This is a genomic window from Pseudoalteromonas sp. SG44-17 (genome assembly GCF_014164235.1).
GTDB lineage: Bacteria > Pseudomonadota > Gammaproteobacteria > Enterobacterales > Alteromonadaceae > Pseudoalteromonas > Pseudoalteromonas rhizosphaerae.
In genome coordinates this window covers 109,805-131,831 of record NZ_JACJEV010000007.1, presented here as the reverse complement: position 1 = coordinate 131,831, position 22,027 = coordinate 109,805, and the positions used below count along the sequence as shown (strand labels likewise).

Below are 22,027 nucleotides of genomic sequence, written 5' to 3'. Positions count from 1 at the left end.
TAAACCAACCCGTTGGGCGTTTCGCAGGCACTTACTCTCATCGTTGTTACTTCTTAAAAGGGACTGCCATTGTTGCAAAGTAACGCCTTGATATTAAGCACCTGTGAAACGCTGAATTCTGCATATTGAGGTGGTTTGGGTATATTATAAAAACAAACTTTAACATACAGTAATAGATGCGGGTTTATTACATATTGTGTGCTTAGCGGAAAATACTAGCTAAAGAACCACGCCTGGGTTGTTATTTAATCTCTTAATGACGATAAATTGTTCTAGCGCAATAAAACAGTCATTCAACCAAGCTACAGTGACGTCATTAAAGTAATTCTTTTAAGGAGAAAATAATGGCTTCACTTTCACAGCATCGCGTTTATATCCCAACTACTGCACGCGCAAACCAATATATCTTAGCGGAGTTCGTACCCAGTGCCGATTTATACGCACGTTTTAGTAATATACAGCAATGTTATGAACGTTTAGCACGACAGCTATTCTCTTCATGTGATGAATACGAGCTACACAATGTACATTTGATAGCAAACGATAAGCTCCCCGTTGTTAGGTTTCATGAAGAGTCGTATTGTTTACAAACAGAAAAACAAATTTTATTCTTTTATAACCCGCGTTACCATGAAGCGCATAAATGCATTTACGACAGCAGCAAACCCAGTAAAAAAATTCGCTTACTCTTCCTTGCTACTGGTGAAGACTTGCGTGCGAATGCTGCCATATTCCATACTCGGGTTAAAAAAGTACTCGAATACCTACAAAGCACATTATTGATCGATGAAGCAGCAATAAAAGTGCGTGATCATCAACATTTAACCTATGACTTGTTCGCCAAAGCGAAAGGATGTAAAGAAAGCTACGGTTATAAACTCAGAGGACTCTACCCTCGCTACCAAAGCCGCCATTGTACACTCCCTGCAGAACATAATGAGATGACCTATACGACATTTGCGATCCCAATAACACGTACTATTAAAACTCAGTTTCATCATTTACTTAATAAGCCAACATTCACAGAGTTTTACCAGCACTTTTATGACGCATTTATTAAGCAATGCGCCGCCAAAAATTTACATTTAGCGGCGATGATAGCAAATGGTACGATGCCAATAATTAGAAACAGTAAGACTGATAACAACGATGGCAATCATGAATTGCAAAAGCTAAGTTTTTCAACCGACGATCAAAAAACGCAATATAGTCATTATTGGCATGATGAAAAACTAGTAGATTCACTGCATTTTGTTATTGTTGCCAGTGAAAAAGACGAACAAGGAATTGGCCACGGTCGGTTTATGAATCAAGTTGAAAGTGTGATCCGTACACTCATCGAACCATTATCTATTAATATAGAGCGCCAAGATATCACTGTGCGATTTTTTCAACATATCAATCATTATCTATAATAGCGAGCTTGTCGATAATGAACCCCTTAAGCTAAGTTCAGGTTAACTACAGACCTTATCCCTGCCAGTATTTTTAGCATGGTAAAGGTTTGTGTCAGCAACTTTTAATAACGTATTAAGGGCGAGTCCTGGCTGCATTTGTGCTACACCAGCACTGCTTGTTAAAGTGATTTTTTTATCGGTCAAGCTTAACGATTTTAAACAAATGCATAAGTTACCGATAAAATCATGCCCTTGTGCAAGTGTTAAGTTTGGCATTGCCACAATAAACTCTTCACCACCAAAGCGAGCAAATTGATACTCAGTATCAGCTAACTGCTCTGTAAGTAACGCGCTAAAAGCAATTAGGGCTTGATCACCGATATCATGACCATATTGATCATTTACTTGTTTAAAATGATCAATATCTAAAATTGAAACTGAAAAGTTTTGTTGCTTCACGATAAGTTGCGCTGCAATAAAATCGAGAATATAGCGACGGTTATGAGCTCCAGTGAGTGGATCTGTATTTGCTCTGCGTTGGCTTCGTAAATATGCTTTGCGTTGATTTAATGCGAAAATTGTAATGCTTAATATCGCTAATATACCAATAACAGAATAGGCTGCTTGTAACTGTCCTTCTTTAGCTAACTTATCTAAAGTAATTTGTTGGTATTTTAATTTCTCTTCAGCCAACTGCAATTTGATATCTTGTTGAGTAGATTCAAATCGTGAGCGTGCTTCTTGCTCGAGTTTCTGCTGCGTTGTTTCTTTTGCTTGCTCTGTAAGCTTAATCAATAACTTCAGTGCATTAGTAGCCTCTGCAAAACGACCTAATTGTTCTAGGCTTTGCGCCTTTAAGCTGAGTGTATTCCGGCTGTAACGGTTATTAAGCGGCCTATCGTAATCAGTTAACAATAACTCTGATGCTTGAATATATTCAAGTGCTTGCTCTGGTTGCTGTAATGCTAAGAAAGTTTTAGCAAATCCATTATTTAACGCAATTATATGCGCTGGATTTACAATCACTTTATTGACATAACTTTTAGCCAAGTATAGTAGTTGCAACGCTTGCGAATATTTTTTTTACTTCAGAGCGACATTTGCTTTACCAGCTGGCGCTAAAAAAAGATAGCGCGGTGCTTTTACCATTGCTGATAACATTATCATTTCTTCATAACAAGCCGCCGCTGAATCAAGTTTTTCGGCGCGCTCATATGTCATGCATAAGATATAGATAACAGGCAAACCATTGACAACATTGCCGTTTTTACTGGCGAGATCGCGTGCTAAAACTGCATATTGCTCACCTTTCTCAAATAGTGACATGGTCGAATAATATGCAGCTAAACTATCATAAACATAAAGCATGGTAGTTGATGACATATTCGCAGTTTTGGCTTCAATGTAGGCATTTTCGATAATTTCTATTGCTTTAGGGTATTCCTCTTGCCAGAGCAACAGAGCCCCTTCAATTGACTCAGCTTGTACCAACATCTCTAAATCGTTTGCTTGAATAAAGGCATTTTGTGCTAAGCGGATTTGTTTAATACTTTCAGGTAACAGCCCTTCTTCTAAAGAAAAAACACTCCGATACATTAACCAATAACCTTGGATCCAATCATCGTCTTTAGGCAGTTGTTGTTGGGCAAGTTCAAAGTAACTTTGTGAACGTGCGATATCACCTTTAAATAAATACAGCCGCGCTAACAAAGTATTATTATAAGCGTGTTCAGTGGTAGAAATACGCTGAGCTGCTTGTGTAATAACTAATTCTTCGATCAACTGATTTGGTTCAGCTAATGCGCGTTGTTCGGTTACTAAAAATGCGGTACGAAATGAAGTAGATGAAAATAAATTGAAAGAGCAACAAAAGCATACAAGGTAGACTGTAAAATAAATTATTCGCATTACTGCTAGATCTTCCAATGATAAAAAGCAATCGCACATTATAACGGCAGTTTTGATTATTACCAGTAGAGTTTATTGAAACAAGCTATTGATTTTTATTATTAAATAAACAGCTAGAGATTCGGAAATTTATCATTATCTAGACATAATACTTTATAAATAATGGCAAAAAAAAGGCTCACTAAGTGAGCCTTTTTTCAAAACATAGCAGGTTATTACCAGCCAGTTTTTTCTTTAAGTGCTTTACCGATATCAGCAAGTGAACGTACAGTTTTTACGCCCGCAGCTTCTAATGCAGCAAATTTCTCATCAGCAGTACCTTTACCGCCAGCGATGATTGCGCCAGCATGACCCATACGCTTACCTTCTGGTGCAGTAACACCAGCAATGTAAGAAACAACAGGCTTAGTAACGTTAGCTTTGATGTACTCTGCAGCTTCTTCTTCTGCAGTACCACCGATTTCACCGATCATTACGATCGCTTCAGTTTGTGGATCTTTTTCGAACATTTCTAAAACGTCGATAAAGTTAGTACCAGGAATTGGGTCGCCACCAATACCAACACAGGTAGACTGACCGAAACCTGCATCTGTAGTTTGTTTAACAGCTTCGTACGTTAAAGTACCAGAGCGAGAAACAATACCTACTTTACCAGGTTTGTGGATGTGACCAGGCATGATACCAATCTTAGTCTCACCAGGAGTGATAACACCTGGACAGTTAGGACCGATCATACGAGTACCTGTTTGATCTAGTTTAACTTTAACGTCAACCATATCAAGTGTAGGGATACCTTCAGTGATACAAACGATTAGCTCGATGCCCGCATCGATTGCTTCTAAGATAGCATCTTTACAAAAAGGTGCTGGTACATAGATAACTGATGCAGTTGCACCTGTTGCTTCTACAGCATCACGTACAGTGTTAAATACTGGAAGACCAAGGTGCGTTTGACCGCCTTTACCTGGGCTTACACCACCAACCATTTGTGTACCGTACTCAAGCGCTTGCTCTGAGTGGAAAGTACCTTGGCCACCGGTGAAACCTTGACAGATAACTTTTGTATCTTTATTGATTAATACAGACATTATTTGCCCTCCGCAGCAGCAACAACTTTTTCAGCCGCGTCTGTTAGTGATTCAGCAGCAATGATATCTAGACCAGAATTCTTAAGAACTTCACGACCTAGCTCAGCGTTAGTACCTTCTAAACGTACAACTACAGGTACGTTTACGCCAACTTCTTTAACTGCGCCAATGATGCCTTCAGCGATCATGTCACAACGAACGATACCACCAAAGATGTTAACTAAAACAGCTTTAACGTTGTCATCTGAAAGAATGATTTTGAATGCTTCAGATACACGTTCTTTAGTCGCGCCGCCGCCAACATCTAGGAAGTTTGCAGGCTTACCACCGTGTAGGTTTACGATGTCCATAGTACCCATTGCTAGGCCTGCACCGTTAACCATACAACCAACGTTACCGTCTAATGCAACGTAGTTAAGTTCAAAACTTGCTGCATGTGCTTCACGTGCATCTTCTTGTGATGGATCGTGGAAATCACGCATTTTAGGTTGACGGTAAAGTGCATTACCATCGATACCGATTTTGCCGTCAAGACAGTGAAGGTTACCTTCATCAGTGATAACAAGCGGGTTGATTTCAAGTAGTGCGAAATCGAAATCAGTAAACATTTTACCAAGACCCATGAAGATCTGTACGAACTGTTTCATTTGTACTGGGTTAAGACCCAATTTAAAACCTAGTTCACGTGCTTGGTAAGCTTGAGGACCTACTAATGGGTCGATCTCTGCTTTGTGGATAAGCTCTGGTGTTTCTTCAGCAACAGTTTCAATTTCAACACCGCCTTCAGTAGACGCCATGAAAACAACTTTGCGAGATGCACGGTCAACAACTGCACCTAAGTACAATTCGTTGGCGATATCAGTACAGCTTTCTACTAAAATTTTAGCAACTGGCTGACCATTCTCGTCTGTTTGGTAAGTAACTAGGTTTTTACCTAACCAGTTAGCTGCAAACGCTTTAACTTCGTCGATAGTTTTAACTAGCTTTACACCGCCAGCTTTACCACGTCCACCTGCGTGAACCTGAGTTTTAACAACCCACATATCACCGCCGATTTTCTCAGCAGCTGCTGCAGCTTCTTCAGGTGTATCGCAAGCGAAACCTTGAGAAACTGGTAAACCATATTCGGCAAAAAGTTGTTTTGCCTGATACTCATGCAAATTCATGATGCTTTATCCAATTTTTTATACTAAAAGAGCTGACTATTTTTATAAATAGACAGCTATCCCAAATTGCGCACCTAGTATAGATCCCAAGGCTTAACATGAAAACCCCAGTACGACCAAAGGCGCAAAAAAAAAGCTGTGAATATGACTCACAGCTTATATTTTATACTACTGAATTAAACATCCAGTAATAAACGAGTTGGATCTTCAAGTAACTCTTTAATTGTTACTAAGAAGCCAACAGATTCTTTACCATCTATTTGGCGATGATCATAAGATAATGCCAAATACATCATAGGAAGAATTTCAACTTTACCATTCACAGCCATTGGACGATCTTGGATTTTATGCATACCCAAAATTGAAGACTGCGGTAAGTTGATAATAGGTGTTGATAGTAACGAACCGAACACACCACCGTTAGTGATAGTGAAGTTACCACCAGTCATGTCGTCAAGTGTTAACTTACCATCACGACCTTTAAGTGCTAATTCACGAATACCTTTTTCGATTTCAGCAACAGATAGCTTATCGCAATCTTTTAGTACTGGAGTCACTAAGCCACGTGGCGTAGAAACTGCAATGCTGATATCAAAATAGTTGTGGTATACGATATCATCGCCATCAATTGATGCATTTACGTCAGGGAAACGTTTTAGTGCTTCAGTAACTGCTTTTACGTAAAAAGACATGAAACCTAAACGGATACCGTGACGTTTCTCGAACACTTCTTGATACTGCTTACGAAGATCCATGATTGGTTTCATGTTAACTTCGTTAAATGTCGTTAACATTGCAGTAGAGTTTTTCGCTTCAAGAAGACGATTAGCAATGGTTTTACGTAAACGTGTCATAGGAACGCGTTTTTGTGTACGGTCACCCATTGGTGCCGCTGGCGCTGCTTCAACTTTCGCCGCAGGAGCTGGTGACTTCAAGAATTGATCAACATCTTCTTTTGTCACACGACCATTTTTACCAGAGCCTTTAATTTTAGAAGCATCTAGGCCTTTTTCTGCGATTAAACGACGCACTGACGGTGTTAACACGTCTGAACTATCGCTAGAATCAGCAGCTGGAGCTTGTTCTTTTGCTGCAGGGGCTGCAGCTGGTGCGCCACCGGCTTTAACTTTACCGATAACTTGGTCACCCAGTACTGTATCGCCTTCTGCGTGAATAATTTCACCCATTACGCCATCTTCTTGAGCAACAACTTCAAGAACAACTTTATCAGTTTCGATATCAACTAGGTTTTGATCGCGTGTTACTGCGTCACCTGGTTGCACATGCCAAGTAGCTACTGTCGCGTCTGCGACTGATTCTGGAAGTACAGGTACTTTAATGTCCACTTCTTTACCTTCTGATGCTGGTGCTGATTGCGCCGCTGGCGCGTTTTCTTGTTTGTCTGAAGCTGGTGCAGCTTCGCTCTTTGCGTCTTCAGTTGGCGTAGCTGCATCAGCCTCACCAATGATACCGATCACTTGGTCGCCAAGTACGGTTGCACCTTCTTCTTGTGAAATTTCAGTGATCACACCGTCATGTGGTGCAACAACTTCTAAAACAACTTTGTCTGTTTCGATATCTACTAAGTTCTGATCACGGCTTACTTTGTCGCCAACACTTACATGCCATGTAGCAACGGAAGCATCAGCAACCGACTCAGGAAGAACAGGAACTTTAATTTCTGTGCTCATTGCTTATCCTTTATTTTCAATAGTAAGCGCGTCTGCGACAAGCGCTTGTTGTTCTTTAGTATGCACTGACATATAACCACACGCTGGAGAAGCAGAGGCTTTACGACCTGCATATTTAAGCTTCGCACCTTGTGGGATTGCATCTACAAAGTGGTGTTGTGAACAATACCAAGCACCTTGGTTTTGCGGCTCTTCTTGACACCAAACAAAGTCTTTCACATGTTGATAACGCGCCATAATGGCTTCCATTTCATCATGTGGGAATGGGTATAACTGTTCAACACGCACAATAGCAACATTCTCTTGCTCAAGCTTACGACGCTCTTGTAATAGCTCGTAGTAAACCTTACCACTACAAAATACTACGCGTTCTACTTTCTTAGCATCAATATCATCGATTTCATCGATCATATTATGGAATACACCTTCTGCAAGCTCTTCAAGCGACGACGTTGCAAGTGGATGACGTAACAATGATTTAGGTGTCATAACAATCAGTGGGCGACGCAGTGGTCTTACTGATTGACGACGTAACATTGCATATACTTGTGCCGGTGTTGAAGGCACACATACTTGCATGTTGTGATCAGCACATAGCTGTAAGAAACGCTCTAAACGTGCTGAACTGTGTTCAGGACCTTGCCCTTCATAACCATGTGGCAATAAAATGGTCAGTCCACATAAGCGGCCCCATTTTTGCTCACCTGAACTTAAGAATTGGTCAAATACAACTTGTGCGCCGTTAGCAAAATCACCAAACTGTGCTTCCCACAGTACTAGTGATGTTGGCTCTGCTGTCGCATAACCATATTCAAACGCCACAACCGCTTCTTCTGAAAGCACTGAGTCAAATACTTGGAAAGTACCTTGATCTTCACTTAAGTGCTGTAAAGGCGTGTAAGTGGCCCCATCAGTTTGACTATGTACAACTGCATGGCGGTGGAAGAAAGTACCACGACCTGAATCTTGGCCTGTTAAACGAATATCAGTACCTTCAGTTGCGATCGTTGCATAAGCAAGTGTTTCTGCCATACCCCAATCAAGTGGTTTCTCACCGTTAGCCATTAATTTGCGATCATCGTAAATCTTTTTAACGCGAGACTGAGCTTTATATTGCTCAGGGTAACTTGCTATTTTGTTACCTAGTTCTTTTAATTTTTCAACTGGAACGCTGGCATCGTAATCAACACTCCATTCATGGCCAACATACTTAGCCCAATCAGATGAGTGTGATGTTTCTGGTTGAATTTCTTCAACAACACAATTGCCTTCGTCTAAACCATTACGGTAGTCATCAGCCAGTGCTTTAATTTCATCTTCAGTAAACGAGCCTTCAGCCATTAACTGATCTGCGTAGATCAAACGTGGCACTGGGTGTTTTTTGATTTTTTGGTACATGATCGGTTGAGTCGCATTCGGCTCATCCGCTTCATTATGGCCGTGACGACGATAACAAACTAAATCAATAACCACATCACGTTTAAATTGATTTCTGAAATCAAGTGCGATTTGCGTAACAAATGCAACCGCTTCAGGGTCATCTGAATTAACGTGGAAAATAGGCGATTGCACCATTTTTGCGATGTCTGTACAGTAATCTGTTGAACGTACATCGTATTGTTTGCTTGTAGTAAAACCAACTTGGTTGTTCACTACAATGCGAATACTACCACCACAACTAAACGCATTTGTTTGCGATAAGTTAAAGGTTTCTTGAACAACACCTTGGCCTGCCACTGCCGAGTCACCATGAATGGTGATAGGTAGTGCTTTAATACCTGAACTGTCACCCAAACGGTCTAAACGTGCACGAACCGAGCCCATAACTACTGGGTTTACGATTTCAAGATGCGATGGGTTAAAGGCAAGAGCCATATGAACTTTGCCACCTTTAGTAGCAAAATCCGAAGAGTAACCCATGTGGTATTTAACATCACCTGAGCTTAATGTTTCTTTATGCTTGCCAGCAAACTCATCAAATAGTTCTGATGGGTTTTTACCAAGCACATTGACAAGAACATTTAAGCGACCACGGTGAGCCATACCAATAACCGCTTCTTGTTGGCCACTTTCGCCAGCACGGTGAATAAGCTCTTTAAGCATTGGTACTAATGCATCACCACCTTCAAGTGAGAAACGTTTAGCACCGGGGAACTTAGCCCCTAAATATTTTTCAAGACCATCCGCTGCGGTTAATCCTTTAAGGATACGCAACTTTTCATCTTTACTGAATGTTGGACGTGATTGCACTGACTCTAAACGTTGCTGTAACCAACGCTTTTCTTCAGTTGATGTGATGTGCATATACTCAGCGCCAACAGAACCACAGTATGTGGTCATTAGAGCTTGATATAACTCACCTAAAGGCATGGTATCGCGGCCTACGGCAAACGATCCCACGTTAAATTCACGGTCAAAATCAGCTTTAGATAATTCATGATATTCAAGCTCTAAGTCTCGAACACGTTCACGTTGCCAAATGCCCAATGGATCTAGGTTGGCATTTTGATGACCACGGAAACGGAAAGCATTTATAAGCTGGAGAACTTTGACTTGTTTAGGGTCACTGCTTCCACCTTCTGCTACCACTACTTCTCTATGCTTGTTTTTCGCAAGCGCCGCAAACTGTGCACGAACTTCTGAATGCTTAACTTCAACATCCACACCATCAACTTTTGGTAATTGTTCGAACACTTCTCGCCATTCTTCTGGCACAGAAGTCGCATTGTCTAAATACGCTTCATAAAGCTCTTCTATATAAGCAACGTTGCCGCCGTTTAAATGTGAAGATTCTAGCCATGCCTTCATCACACCTTCGTGCATTTATAAGCCCTTTTCTTTAGCGCAGAAATTAATTGTAATAACAAGATGGCCAATTCACATTAGCCATCTTACATTTATCAAGATTATTAAACCGAACGGCTTATTAACATTGATTTGATTTGTCCGATTGCCTTAGTTGGATTAAGACCCTTAGGACAAACGCTAACACAGTTCATGATACTGTGACAACGGAACACGCTGAATGCATCGTCTAAATCAGCTAAACGCTCTTCAGTTGCCGTATCGCGGCTATCAGCCAAGAAACGGTAAGCATGAAGAAGACCAGCTGGACCTATGAACTTGTCTGGATTCCACCAAAACGAAGGACACGATGTTGAACAACATGCACATAGAATACACTCATACAAGCCATCTAACTTATCACGTTCTTCGATTGATTGAAGACGTTCACCCGCCGCTGGCGTGTCATTAATTAAGTATGGTTTAACTTTTTCGTATTGAGTGTAGAACTGACTCATGTCAATAACAAGGTCACGTACCACAGGTAAACCTGGTAATGGACGTATTACAATTTTACCTTTGCCATTTTTTTGTAGCGTAGATAAAGGAGTAATACATGCTAAACCATTTTTACCATTCATGTTAACACCGTCAGAACCACATACACCTTCACGGCATGAGCGACGGAATGATAACGTTGGATCTTGCTCTTTTAATAATAAAAGTGCATCCAAAACCATCATGTCGTGGCCTTCTTCCGTTTGCAAAGTATATTCTTGCATACGTGGGGCGTTATCAACATCTGGATTATAACGATAAACAGAAAATTGTACTTGTGCCATCGTCTCGCTCCTAGTAGGTACGTGCTTTAGGTGGAAATGCTTCGCGCAGTTTAGGCGCATAGTTAACATCACGTTTGCTCATTTCATCCGTTACCGGATTGAAAACAGAGTGACATAGCCAGTTTTCGTCATCACGATCTGGGAAGTCAAAGCGAGAGTGTGCACCACGGCTTTCTGTACGGAAGTTTGCAGCGACTGCAGTTGAGTACGCTGTTTCCATCATGTTATCTAGCTCTAGACATTCGATACGTGCAGTGTTGAAGTCTAATGATTTATCATCAAGACGCGCATGCTGCAGACGTTCACGAATTTCTTTAAGTTCTTTAAGACCTGCTGCCATTGACTCACCTTCACGGAATACCGAGAAGTTAAGTTGCATACATTGCTGTAGATCTTTCTTGATTTGGACTGGATCTTCGCCTTGACCAATTGTTGAGTTTTCCCAACGATTAAAGCGAGCAAGTGACGCTTCTAAATCTGACTCAGAGGCATCTTTAGATACTTCAACATCATTTAGGTATGTACCTAAGAAGTTACCAGCTGCACGACCAAATACCACTAAATCAAGCAATGAGTTACCACCTAAGCGGTTTGCACCGTGTACAGATACACAGGCAATCTCACCAACTGCAAATAAGCCTTCAACTACTTTCTCATTGCCTTGGGCATCGATTTGTAGTACTTGCCCATTTACATTGGTTGGTACGCCACCCATCATATAATGGCAAGTAGGAATTACTGGAATTGGCTCTTTAGCAGGGTCAACGTGAGCAAATGTTTTAGCAAGATCACATACACCAGGAAGACGTAGATTAAGCGTTTCTTCACCTAAGTGATCAAGCTTAAGCTTAATGTGTGGACCCCAAGGACCATCACAACCACGACCTTCACGGATTTCTGTCATCATTGAACGAGCAACAACATCGCGTGACGCTAAATCTTTTGCATTCGGTGCATAACGTTCCATGAAACGCTCGCCATCTTTATTTAAAAGATAACCACCTTCACCACGACAACCTTCTGTTACTAGCGTACCCGCACCAGCAATACCGGTTGGGTGAAATTGCCACATTTCCATGTCTTGCATAGAAATGCCGGCACGAGTTGCCATACCAACACCGTCACCAGTATTGATGTGTGCATTAGTCGTTGATGCGAAGATACGACCTGCGCCACCCGTTGCTAGTACAACAGCTTTAGATTTAAAGTAAACAACTTCGCCGGTTTCGATATCGATTGCAGTACAACCAACAACATTACCATCATCGTTTTTAACTAAATCTAATGCATACCATTCAGAAAATACATTGGTTTTGTTTTTAACGTTTTGCTGGTAAAGAAGGTGTAATAACGCATGACCAGTACGGTCAGCTGCAGCCGCAGTCCGTGCAGCTTGCTCACCACCAAAATTCTTCGATTGACCACCGAAAGGACGTTGGTAAACACGGCCATTTTCAAAACGAGAAAATGGTAGACCCATGTTTTCTAATTCAGTAATTGCTTCTGGGCCTGTTTTACACATATATTCGATAGCGTCTTGGTCACCGATGAAATCGGAACCTTTAACAGTATCGTACATGTGCCATTCCCAGTTATCTTCATGTGAGTTACCCAAAGCAACCGTAATACCACCTTGTGCAGACACAGTGTGAGAACGGGTTGGGAATACTTTAGAGATAAGCGCACAGGTTTTACCTGATTCAGTGATTGCAAGTGCTGCGCGCATACCCGCACCACCTGCGCCAATCACAACGGCATCAAATTCACGAACAGAATATTTCACTTAAACACCCCATAAAACGATTAGACCAATAGCTACGTATGCAACGGCCATAAGGTTTAATACAAACCCTAAAACAGCGCGTAATGTTGCATTTTTCACGTAATCAGTCAGTACTTGCCAAAGGCCAATACGGGTATGAACCATAATGCAAACGAGGGTAATTAACGTAAACCCTTTCATTGCGAGGTTTGAAAACAGGCCTTGCCATGCTTCAAAAGTAACTTCTGGTGTACATAAGAAGTAGCCGATAATAAAAATCGCATACGCGGTAATTACTAGTGCCGTGGTACGTAATGAGACATAATCTTGTACACCATCACGCTTTAGAGTTGCTTGATTTAAAACCATATCCACACCCCTGCTAGAACAGAAGCCACAACGCCAAGTGCCATAGCAATTTTAGCGCTGAGGTTACCTGATTCAAGTTCTTCCCAATGTCCCATATCCATAATGATATGACGAATACCGCCGATAAGGTGGTATGCCAATACGGAAATGGTGCCCCAAGCTATAAATTTGGCAATGAATCCGCTAAACAGACCCTTGACGAATTCAAAACCTTCAGCAGAAGAAAGAGACTCAGACCAAGCCCAAATGACAAACGTTAAAGCAAAAAATAACGCAACACCGGTGACGCGGTGAAAAATTGATGCTTTAGCCGTTGCCGGCATTGATATAGTTGTTAGATCTAGATTTACAGGTCTTTGCTTTTTCACAGTTACTTGCCCATCTTGCCCACTAGGAGCTCATCTACTTGTTTTTCTTAACCCACCAGAAAACGATTTTTCTGATGGAACTATCTAAGTAAAGCTTTTTGTTACGACTAAAATTCACATTTTTGCAAAGATTAGCTGTAAAAATAACGTTTACCTACAGACAATACGGTATAAAACCTTCGATAGTATATATAGCCAAAGGTCTTTTTACAATTCTTGTTTAGTTAGAGCTATTTGCGAATTAGCCAATGGTATAATATTTAATCCCGTCAGAATATTTATTATACATTTGTGCATAATGTTTATAAAAATTGACTTTAACCCCCTCTTTCACGTTAAAATGAAAAGGATGTGCTTAAACAGATTCAGAACATAACAATCAGAGTTGTTATCTTAATAGGAGATAAATAGATGGCGGATAAGAAAGCCACAGTCCATATTGATGGTCTAGATCCAATCGAACTTCCAATTTACCAAGGTACTGCTGGTCAGGATGTAATCGATGTACGTACGTTAGGTGCTCACGGTCATTTCACATATGATCCAGGTTTCATGTCGACTGGTTCTTGCGAATCTTCAATTACATATATCGACGGTGGCAAAGGGATATTACTTCACCGTGGTTACCCAATTGAACAACTAGCCGAAGACTCAGATTATGTTGAGTTGTGTTATTTACTGTTAAACGGTGAATTACCAACTAAAGAGCAATATACTGATTTTGCATCACAAATCACACATAGCACGATGCTTGATGAGAAAATTGCAAACTTCTTCCAAGGCTTCCGTTTTGATGCCCATCCAATGGCTATGCTATGTGGTGTAGTTGGTGCATTATCATCTTTTTATCATGAAGATCTTGATATTACTGATGCAACACAACGTAAAACAAGTGCTGTAAAATTAATTGCTAAGCTTCCAACTATCGCAGCGATGGCTTATAAATACAACGTAGGTCAACCATTCGTTTACCCACGCAATGATTTAAGCTATGCAGAAAACTTCTTACATATGATGTTCTCTGTACCAGCTGAAGAATATAAAGTTAATCCAGTGACTGCTAAAGCAATGGATAAAATCTTTATGCTTCACGCTGATCACGAGCAAAATGCATCAACGTCTACAGTACGCTTAGCTGGTTCTTCTGGTGCTAACCCATATGCATGTATTGCCGCAGGTATCGCATCACTTTGGGGCCCTGCACATGGCGGTGCTAACGAAGCATGTTTAAACATGTTAGAAGAAATTGGCTCTGTTGATCGCATCGACGAATACGTTGCTAAAGCAAAAGATAAGTCGGACCCATTCCGTCTTATGGGCTTTGGACACCGTGTTTACAAAAACTTCGATCCGCGTGCAACTGTAATGCGTCAAACCTGTCACGAAGTACTTGCTGAGCTTAATATTCAAGATCCGTTGCTAGATATTGCAATGAAACTTGAGCAAATTGCATTAGAAGACCCATACTTTGTTGAGAAGAAACTTTACCCTAACGTAGACTTCTACTCAGGTATTATCTTAAAAGCAATTGGTATCCCAACAAGCATGTTCACTGTGATTTTCGCAATGGCACGTACTGTTGGTTGGATCACACACTGGGACGAGATGTTATCTCAACCTGGTCATAAGATCAGCCGTCCACGTCAGCTATATACTGGTCACACACACCGTGATTACGTAGCAACAGACAAGCGTTAATTTTATAGTTGATGCTAAAAAGGGCCGCATTTGCGGCCTTTTTTGTATCTAGTCCTTGAGAAATATCACAAAGCCATTACAATTCCGGTTCAGTTTTTAATTCGGCTTTGGTGTGCTTGATGTTGAAAAGTTATGTTTAATATAGAAAAAATTCGCGCAGACTTTCCTGCCCTAAAACAACTCATCAACGGGCAACCGCTGGTCTATCTTGATTCGGCTGCAACCACCCAAAAACCACTGTCAGTTATCAGCGCGACTGAGCATTTTTACGCACGTAATAATGCTAACGTTCATCGTGGCCGCCATACCTTAAGCGAACAAGCAACCCACGCCTATGAACAAGCAAGACAGACCGTTGCCAATTATTTTAATATCGACGCAAATGAGTTAGTTTGGACCAAAGGAGCTACTGAGGCAATAAACTTAGTTGCGAATGGTTTAACTGAGCAGCTTGATAATGATTCAACCATCATCATTTCAGCCTTAGAGCATCACGCTAATATTGTGCCATGGCAACAGTTAGCAAAGCGCACGGGAGCAAAGCTGCTGGCACTTCCGTTACAAAAAAATGGCAGCTTTGATGTTCAAGCATGTGTTGAATTCATCAGTCAGCATAAGCCATCTGTACTTGCTATCACTCACGCGTCTAATGCACTTGGTAATATCACAGATCTTGACCCAATATTACATGCCGCAAAACGCCATGACGCAATTACCTTAGTGGATGGTGCGCAAGCTGCGCTGCATTTACAGCCAAATTTACCTCAACTTGGTTGTGATTTTTATGTTTTTTCGGCTCATAAAATGCTCGGGCCGACCGGATTAGGAGGATTATATGGTCGTTATGATCGATTAAATAGTTTAGCTGTGTATCAAACTGGTGGCGAAATGATTGAAACTGTTACATTAGCAAAAACAATATTTCGTCAGGCACCAGCAAAGTTTGAAGCAGGTACACCAAACATTGCTGCAGTGATCGCTTTTGCAGCTGCAATCGATTATCTAACCAGTTTAAATAAGACTAATGTATATACTCATGAACAAGTAATTTTTAATTATGCGGCAGAAAAACTGCAAGCCATCGCAGGAATTACCGTTTATAGCAACATTGAGAACAATATTGGTACCCTTTGTTTCAATTATAAAGACGAACACCCTTTCGATATAGCAACACTTTTAGATGGTTATGGTATAGCAGTTCGCAGCGGTCATCATTGTGCGCAGCCATTAATGCAACATTTAGGTATTAATGGCAGTGTTCGAGCCAGCTTTGCATTTTATAATAACCATAGCGATGTTGATTTATTTATCGCTGCTTTGCAAAATTGCTTAGAGTTATTAGACTAATTATGGATAAGACATGATTAAAACGTTTAAAGAAATTGCTTCATCGCTTGAGAGCTCGCCATCATGGCAACAAAAATACCGTGAAATAATGCTACTAGGTAAACAATTACCAGCTATGCCGGCTGTTTTAAAAACCAGCGATGCCCTTGTACCTGGCTGTGAGAGTAAAGTTTGGCTGTATTTGGATTTTGATCTTGAAGAAAATTGCTTGGTTATTATTGGTGACTCAGATACCCGTATAGTAAAAGGGTTATTAGCGATTATTCTGTCGCTTTATAATGGTTTAACCCCTGAACAAGCTATTAACACTGACGCATTTGCACAGTTTAATCATTTAGGGCTTATCCAGCACCTTAGTCCTTCCAGAGGCAACGGTATTAAAGCCATGGTTGAGCGTATTCAAACCATGGCAGAACAGAAAAACTAATTTTTCACGGTACGTGCGCAGCGATCTAAATATTTACGTATTGATTTTGCTGCGACAAAAAAACCAAAACTTCCGGTTACCATAGTCGCTGAACCAAAACCGTTGTTACAATCCATATTCATGGAGCCATCAGCCCCCTGTTTAGCATGACAAACGCTGCCATCAGTACTTGGATATACCAATTGCTCAGTTGAATAAACACAATCGATGTTGAATTTTCGCTTTGGATTGCTACTAAAGTTGTACTGCTTGCGCAAAATATATCGGACTTTTGCCAGTAATGGATCATGGGTGGTCTTTGCTACATCACCAAAAGTGATTTGACTCGGATCAGTTTGACCGCCAGCACCACCGGTGGTGATCACCGGTATTTTGTTACGTTTACAATGCGCTATTAATGCCGCTTTTTCTTTTACTGCATCAATGCAATCTATGACATAGTCAAAACCACTTATATGCTCACGAATATTATCTAAAGTAATAAAATCATCGACAACACTGACCTCACACAGTGGATTGATCAATTCACAGCGGGCCTTCATTGCGACAACCTTTGCTTCACCCACCGTGCCTGTTAATGCATGTATTTGCCGATTCACGTTGGTTGCACAAATATCATCAAGATCAATTAAGGTTATTTTACCAACTCCAGTACGTGCTAGAGCCTCTGCCGCCCACGAGCCCACGCCACCAATACCAATAACACAAAAGTGGGCTTGTTGTAGCCATTCAAATTCAGTGTTGCCATATAATCTTTTGATACCACCAAAACGGATATCGGTTACTTTTTCACTCATTTACCAATCCAGTTGCCATGGTGTCTGCCAAGGCTGAAAATTTTCATGTTCAATTAATGTTGTAAACTCATCATCGTAATGCGGTAACAAACTAAATTGCTGTAGTTTACCTTGCCACACAAAACTTAGTGCAAAAGCATGTAAATAGGTGCGCTCAGCAGCAGTACCACCGTATATTACATCACCTAAAATCGGCGCAGAAAGGCTTTTTAGCGCGACCCGTAATTGGTGCGTTTTACCCGAGTAAGGCTTTAAGATAAATGCCCTTCTATTGGCTTTAAAATTAATAGAATAAAAGCGAGTTATAGCTGGGTTTTCTTTACTTGTTAGTAGCTTATAGGTACTACGGCGTGATTTAGCCATATCCCCTTTGATCCAACCTTGCTTTTTCTTCGGTTTGCAATCACTTATCGCCAAATAAAACTTATTAACTTGATGAGCAGTAAATAAAACTGTCAGCTTTGCAGCCGCTTCACTACTGCGTGCTAAAATTATTAGCCCCGATGTCACTTTATCAAGGCGGTGCACAGCATATAACTTTTCTGCGAGTTGTTGCTCAGCGAGTACTACAAAACCTGGGCCTTCTTCACTATGGAAATTAAGCCCGGCAGGTTTTTCTATAATATAAAAATCAAGGTGCTTTGCTATAACCTTGAGTAATGTGAACGTGTTCACCACTTAATGACTTTGCAGTATAGCAATTACACGCGCTAAATCATCAGGCGTATCAACCCCTGCTTGCGGTGTTATTTTTGCCTGTTCTATTTTTATTTTATAGCCATGATATAAAACACGTAATTGCTCAAGAGATTCAAGTTGCTCTAATGGGGATGGCGTCAGTGAGATGTATTGTTTAATAAAACCAGCGCGGTATGCATAAATACCCACATGACGTTGAAAATCTTGTGTGTCTAATCCGTTATTCTCACCAGTGTACATATGACTACGATCATAGGGAATGCTGGCACGAGAAAAGTACAGTGCATTTTTATTTACATCGCTGACGACTTTAACTGCATTGGGATTAAAGATCTCATCGACATTCTCAATGGCGGCACTCAAGGTCGCCATTGGCGCACTTGAATTAGCAAGTAAAGCTGCAACTTGCGAGACATTTTCAGCGGCTAATAAAGGCTCATCACCTTGCACATTCACTACAATAATATCGTTATTAAGTGATAATAAATCAACAACTTCAGCTAGCCGTTCAGTGCCTGACTGATGATCATCTCGAGTCATTAAGACATTATTAGTAAAGCCTTTGACAACATCAAAAACCTGTTGATGATCGGTGGCTATTACGACCTTACTAGCCCCTGACGCCATCGCCTTTTCATAAACATGTTGAATCATAGGTTTGCCACAAATATCAGCAAGGGGTTTACCTGGTAGACGACTCGATGCAAAGCGCGCTGGAATAACGACTACGAATTCCACTTTTCAATCTCTTCTAAGCTCAATTCACGCGCTTCATTTTCTAGTAATACAGGAATATCATCTCGAATAGGGTAAGCAAGTTTTGCAGCTGTGCTGATCAATTCACTGTTTTCTTTGTCTAAACGTAATTTGCCTTTACACACTGGGCAAGCAATTATTTCAAGTAATTTTGTATCAAAGGCCATCTAGGATCCCTTTTTCTCTCAGTAATAAGTTAAGTTTAGATACCACCGCAGGGGATGGCTCTGCGTCAACAGGTAAAAAATACCACGTTGGTTTTGCAAATGAGTGACATTTTACCGCATCTTTCTCCGTCATAAACACTATTTCATCATTAAATTTTATGAAATCTTGTGCTGTATAACCATAATGATCTCGAAAATGATGACAACTTAGCAATGTAATGCCTTGTTGACGTAAGCTATTTTCAAAACGTTGTGGATTACCAATGGCGCTCACTGCGTGACCTCTCAAAAGCGGGACTTTAGTGGCTATATTAGTGGCAACATTTACTAAATCAGCACTTCTTAGCTGATAATTAAACATGGCATTCCCCCCATTTTCAATAACCAAATCAACTGATTTTAAACGTTTTTGTGTTTCTCTCAGTGGCCCCGCAGGCATTAACAAGCAATTGCCAAAACGTCGTTGACTATCAACAATACAGCACTCTATTGTTCTGGCCATTTTATAATGTTGCATACCATCATCGGAAATAATCACATCAAGCTGATGTTGCGCAATTAATTGCTTTATATTAGCTTGTCGATCTGGGCCTACAACTACAGGGCAGTCAAGCCTGCGTTGAATAAGTACCGGCTCATCACCTGCCTGAGTCGTATCAGTATGCTCAGTCACAGTGAGTGGATAGCGATCACTGTTGCCGCCATAGCCTCGACTAATAATGCCAACCCTTAAGCCACGCTGCTGTAGGTAATTCGCAAGCCAGATCACAAAGGGAGTTTTCCCGTTACCACCGACGCTAATATTACCTACCACGATAACTGGCACAGGGCTTTGGTATGCCTTCAATAAACCTAGCGCATACGCTAATTTACGCAGATTACTTATAAACCAAAATAATCCACTCAGTGGTAAAAGTAATACGGTAAGAAAGCTTATACCTCGATACCAGCTTTGTTCTAATTTACTCACCCGTGCTCACCAAATTGCATCTTGCAAAGCGCTGCATACGTGCCATCATTAGCCAGTAAGCTGATGTGATCACCACTTTCTATCACTTGACCATTATCAATAACATAGATGTGGTCGCTTTGTTCTATTGTTGATAATCGGTGAGCAATCACAATAGAGGTTTTATTTTTCATTAATGCTTCTAAAGCTTGCTGGATCAGTTTTTCAGACTCTGTATCTAATGCAGAAGTTGCTTCATCTAAAATCAAAATTGGTGCATCTTTTAAGATTGCTCTTGCAATCGCTATACGCTGGCGTTGCCCGCCAGATAACATAACGCCATTTTCACCGACCATGGTATTTAGACCGTCGGGTAAATCTTTCACAAACTCCCACACATGTGCTTGTTTTGCCACATTCAAGACCTCGTCATCACTAAGTGGACGTGCAATACCATAACTGATGTTATTGGCAATGGTGTCATTAAACAACACTACTTGCTGTGATACTAGAGCAAATTGGCGACGTAAATCTGTTAACTTATAATCCGCCAGTGGCACGCCATCGAGTAAAATCTCGCTTGGCGGTTGTAAGTCATAATAACGTGGTAATAAGTTTGAAATAGTTGATTTACCAGAACCTGAACGCCCAACTAACGCAATACTCTCGCCCGCTTTTATAGTGAGCGATAAGTTTTTTAATACAGCTTCTGCTTTCGTTGGGTAATTAAAGGTGACATTTTTAACTTCAATCATACCTTTTACTTTATCTACACTAATTGTACCAACGTCTTTTTCGGCCTCTTGGTCAAGCACTAAAAAAATGCTTTGCGCTGCGGATATGCCACGCTGTAAATCGCTATTTACATTAGCTAATTGCTTTAAAGGGCGTAATAACATCATCATCGATGAAATAAGCACCACAAAATCCCCAGAGCTCACTGTATCAATCATTGATGGCATAGAAACCACCCAGAGAATAACTGCCATTGCACTTGCAGCCAAAATTTGAATCACAGACACACTAAGTGCTTTAGTGGCATCCATTTTGATACGCTGCTGACGATTATGATTATTAATTTTTGCAAATTGGGTTATTTCTTGCTGTTGACCGCCAAAGCCATGAATCACTTTATGGCCACTGAGCATTTGCTCTGAGCTACGGGTAACTTGCCCCATTGCCGATTGAATATTTTTAGAGATAAGACGAAAACGTTTTGATACAACGGAAACAATAACTGCCACCAGGGGGATTATGATCAAAAAGATTAATGACAGCTTCCAACTTGTATAAAACATAACAGCCAGTAAAAACACCACAAATGCGCCTTCTCTGACTACTATAAGCATTGCTTTGGTGATCGCTTGCTGCACTTGCTCGGTATCGAACGTTATTTTTGAAATTAAATCCCCAGTTGAATTTTGATCATGAAAGGCAACGGGTAAATGTAAAATATGCTCAAATAATTGCTGACGTAACGAGCGGACAACTTGTGAACCCACATAACTTAAACAATAAGACGAGATATAGTTAAAAATACCCCGGCCAAACACTAACGCGATGACAACAAATGGTGCGTATTTTAATACTTCAGCGTTGCGTTGATTTAAGCCCTGATCTATAAATGGCTTCATTAGTTGGATAAATAAAGCATCCATAGCTGAGTAGCCAATCATGCCAATCACAGCAAAAATGGCAACGCTTTTATAATCCCCCACATACGTCAATAAACGCTTATAAATTTGTGATGTAGTTTGGTCCATAGTACTCTCTTATTCATAATCTGTGGCTATTGTAGCCTCCAGTTGCACA

20 protein-coding genes are annotated in these 22,027 nt (G+C 40.7%); 4 read left to right on the top strand and 16 right to left on the bottom strand.

The features are described 5' to 3' along the window. The first annotated feature begins 344 nt into the window (after positions 1-344). On the top strand, positions 345-1,415 hold the full coding sequence (locus H5182_RS07650) for a DUF3083 family protein (RefSeq protein ID WP_145233874.1): 1,071 nt from the start codon (positions 345-347) through the stop codon (positions 1,413-1,415). 42 nt (positions 1,416-1,457) lie between these two features. Here the strand turns inward: H5182_RS07650 and H5182_RS07645 are convergent, their stop codons facing one another. The 10 genes from H5182_RS07645 to sdhC form a co-directional block, all read right to left on the bottom strand. Beyond that, entirely contained in the window at positions 1,458-2,447 is a 990-nt protein-coding gene (locus tag H5182_RS07645) for a diguanylate cyclase (protein ID WP_182759824.1), read from the bottom strand. A 33-nt stretch (positions 2,448-2,480) separates the two neighbouring features. Continuing rightward, positions 2,481-3,305 carry a hypothetical protein gene (locus H5182_RS07640; RefSeq protein ID WP_182759823.1) on the bottom strand — a complete coding sequence of 275 codons (825 nt, stop codon included), beginning with the start codon at positions 3,303-3,305 and terminating at the stop codon, positions 2,481-2,483. A 215-nt stretch (positions 3,306-3,520) separates the two neighbouring features. Continuing rightward, complete coding sequence (gene sucD / locus H5182_RS07635; protein ID WP_145233870.1) at positions 3,521-4,393, bottom strand: succinate--CoA ligase subunit alpha; 873 nt, start codon at positions 4,391-4,393, stop codon at positions 3,521-3,523. Then, a complete protein-coding gene (gene sucC / locus H5182_RS07630; protein WP_145233868.1) occupies positions 4,393-5,559 on the bottom strand; it encodes an ADP-forming succinate--CoA ligase subunit beta in 1,167 nt (388 codons plus the stop codon). Before sucC ends, sucD begins: the two co-directional genes overlap by 1 nt. Before the next feature lie 176 nt (positions 5,560-5,735). After that, on the bottom strand, positions 5,736-7,250 hold the full coding sequence (odhB, locus tag H5182_RS07625; protein ID WP_182759822.1) for a 2-oxoglutarate dehydrogenase complex dihydrolipoyllysine-residue succinyltransferase: 1,515 nt from the start codon (positions 7,248-7,250) through the stop codon (positions 5,736-5,738). Positions 7,251-7,253: 3 nt separating this feature from the next. Next, positions 7,254-10,073 (bottom strand): 2-oxoglutarate dehydrogenase E1 component, encoded by a 2,820-nt coding sequence (sucA, locus tag H5182_RS07620; protein WP_145233864.1) that lies wholly within the window; start codon positions 10,071-10,073, stop codon positions 7,254-7,256. 86 nt (positions 10,074-10,159) lie between these two features. Beyond that, positions 10,160-10,876: a succinate dehydrogenase iron-sulfur subunit gene (locus H5182_RS07615; protein ID WP_016709644.1), complete on the bottom strand. Its 717-nt coding sequence runs from the start codon at positions 10,874-10,876 to the stop codon at positions 10,160-10,162. Between the two features lie 10 nt (positions 10,877-10,886). Continuing rightward, the gene (gene sdhA, locus H5182_RS07610; protein WP_182734755.1) at positions 10,887-12,659 is read right to left on the bottom strand and encodes a succinate dehydrogenase flavoprotein subunit; all 1,773 of its coding nucleotides are present in this window, start codon (positions 12,657-12,659) and stop codon (positions 10,887-10,889) included. Further along, positions 12,660-13,007, bottom strand: coding sequence for a succinate dehydrogenase, hydrophobic membrane anchor protein (gene sdhD, locus H5182_RS07605; protein ID WP_145233859.1), 348 nt, complete (start codon positions 13,005-13,007; stop codon positions 12,660-12,662). After that, positions 12,998-13,375 (bottom strand): succinate dehydrogenase, cytochrome b556 subunit, encoded by a 378-nt coding sequence (gene sdhC, locus H5182_RS07600; RefSeq protein ID WP_145233857.1) that lies wholly within the window; start codon positions 13,373-13,375, stop codon positions 12,998-13,000. The genes sdhD and sdhC overlap by 10 nt, the downstream gene beginning before the upstream one ends. 411 nt (positions 13,376-13,786) lie before the next feature. Between sdhC and H5182_RS07595 the strand changes: the two genes are divergently transcribed. The 3 genes from H5182_RS07595 (at position 13,787) to H5182_RS07585 (ending at position 16,847) form a co-directional block, all read left to right on the top strand. Continuing rightward, the gene (locus H5182_RS07595; RefSeq protein ID WP_145233855.1) at positions 13,787-15,073 is read left to right on the top strand and encodes a citrate synthase; all 1,287 of its coding nucleotides are present in this window, start codon (positions 13,787-13,789) and stop codon (positions 15,071-15,073) included. Between the two features lie 132 nt (positions 15,074-15,205). Continuing rightward, positions 15,206-16,420: an aminotransferase class V-fold PLP-dependent enzyme gene (locus tag H5182_RS07590; protein ID WP_145233853.1), complete on the top strand. Its 1,215-nt coding sequence runs from the start codon at positions 15,206-15,208 to the stop codon at positions 16,418-16,420. Positions 16,421-16,433: 13 nt separating this feature from the next. Continuing rightward, positions 16,434-16,847, top strand: a complete 414-nt coding sequence (locus H5182_RS07585; protein WP_145233851.1) for a SufE family protein — start codon at positions 16,434-16,436, stop codon at positions 16,845-16,847. Here the strand turns inward: H5182_RS07585 and tcdA are convergent. From tcdA to msbA, 6 genes are read right to left on the bottom strand one after another with little or no spacing between them, the layout of a single operon-like run. After that, a complete protein-coding gene (gene tcdA, locus H5182_RS07580; protein ID WP_182730946.1) occupies positions 16,844-17,644 on the bottom strand; it encodes a tRNA cyclic N6-threonylcarbamoyladenosine(37) synthase TcdA in 801 nt (266 codons plus the stop codon). The genes H5182_RS07585 and tcdA overlap by 4 nt on opposite strands. Next, positions 17,645-18,319, bottom strand: a complete 675-nt coding sequence (locus H5182_RS07575) for a TIGR01621 family pseudouridine synthase (RefSeq protein ID WP_257325926.1) — start codon at positions 18,317-18,319, stop codon at positions 17,645-17,647. It lies immediately after the preceding gene. Positions 18,320-18,322: 3 nt separating this feature from the next. After that, positions 18,323-19,081 (bottom strand): 3-deoxy-manno-octulosonate cytidylyltransferase, encoded by a 759-nt coding sequence (gene kdsB / locus H5182_RS07570; RefSeq protein WP_145233845.1) that lies wholly within the window; start codon positions 19,079-19,081, stop codon positions 18,323-18,325. Then, complete coding sequence (locus H5182_RS07565; RefSeq protein ID WP_145233843.1) at positions 19,069-19,266, bottom strand: Trm112 family protein; 198 nt, start codon at positions 19,264-19,266, stop codon at positions 19,069-19,071. Before H5182_RS07565 ends, kdsB begins: the two co-directional genes overlap by 13 nt. Continuing rightward, a complete protein-coding gene (gene lpxK, locus H5182_RS07560; RefSeq protein ID WP_182759821.1) occupies positions 19,256-20,236 on the bottom strand; it encodes a tetraacyldisaccharide 4'-kinase in 981 nt (326 codons plus the stop codon). Before lpxK ends, H5182_RS07565 begins: the two co-directional genes overlap by 11 nt. Beyond that, entirely contained in the window at positions 20,233-21,978 is a 1,746-nt protein-coding gene (gene msbA, locus H5182_RS07555; RefSeq protein WP_145233839.1) for a lipid A export permease/ATP-binding protein MsbA, read from the bottom strand. Before msbA ends, lpxK begins: the two co-directional genes overlap by 4 nt. Positions 21,979-22,027: the final 49 nt, after the last annotated feature.

Excerpts from the sequence above, each read along its gene's own strand:
- H5182_RS07650 (WP_145233874.1), top strand. The coding sequence starts at position 345 with ATGGCTTCACTTTCACAGCATCGCGTTTATATCCCAACTACTGCACGC.
- H5182_RS07640 (WP_182759823.1), bottom strand. The coding sequence starts at position 3,305 with ATGCGAATAATTTATTTTACAGTCTACCTTGTATGCTTTTGTTGCTCT.
- sucD (WP_145233870.1), bottom strand. The coding sequence starts at position 4,393 with ATGTCTGTATTAATCAATAAAGATACAAAAGTTATCTGTCAAGGTTTC.
- sucC (WP_145233868.1), bottom strand. The coding sequence starts at position 5,559 with ATGAATTTGCATGAGTATCAGGCAAAACAACTTTTTGCCGAATATGGT.
- odhB (WP_182759822.1), bottom strand. The coding sequence starts at position 7,250 with ATGAGCACAGAAATTAAAGTTCCTGTTCTTCCTGAGTCGGTTGCTGAT.
- sucA (WP_145233864.1), bottom strand. The coding sequence starts at position 10,073 with ATGCACGAAGGTGTGATGAAGGCATGGCTAGAATCTTCACATTTAAAC.
- H5182_RS07615 (WP_016709644.1), bottom strand. The coding sequence starts at position 10,876 with ATGGCACAAGTACAATTTTCTGTTTATCGTTATAATCCAGATGTTGAT.
- sdhD (WP_145233859.1), bottom strand. The coding sequence starts at position 13,007 with ATGGTTTTAAATCAAGCAACTCTAAAGCGTGATGGTGTACAAGATTAT.
- H5182_RS07595 (WP_145233855.1), top strand. The coding sequence starts at position 13,787 with ATGGCGGATAAGAAAGCCACAGTCCATATTGATGGTCTAGATCCAATC.
- H5182_RS07590 (WP_145233853.1), top strand. The coding sequence starts at position 15,206 with ATGTTTAATATAGAAAAAATTCGCGCAGACTTTCCTGCCCTAAAACAA.
- H5182_RS07585 (WP_145233851.1), top strand. The coding sequence starts at position 16,434 with ATGATTAAAACGTTTAAAGAAATTGCTTCATCGCTTGAGAGCTCGCCA.
- tcdA (WP_182730946.1), bottom strand. The coding sequence starts at position 17,644 with ATGAGTGAAAAAGTAACCGATATCCGTTTTGGTGGTATCAAAAGATTA.
- H5182_RS07565 (WP_145233843.1), bottom strand. The coding sequence starts at position 19,266 with ATGGCCTTTGATACAAAATTACTTGAAATAATTGCTTGCCCAGTGTGT.
- msbA (WP_145233839.1), bottom strand. The coding sequence starts at position 21,978 with ATGGACCAAACTACATCACAAATTTATAAGCGTTTATTGACGTATGTG.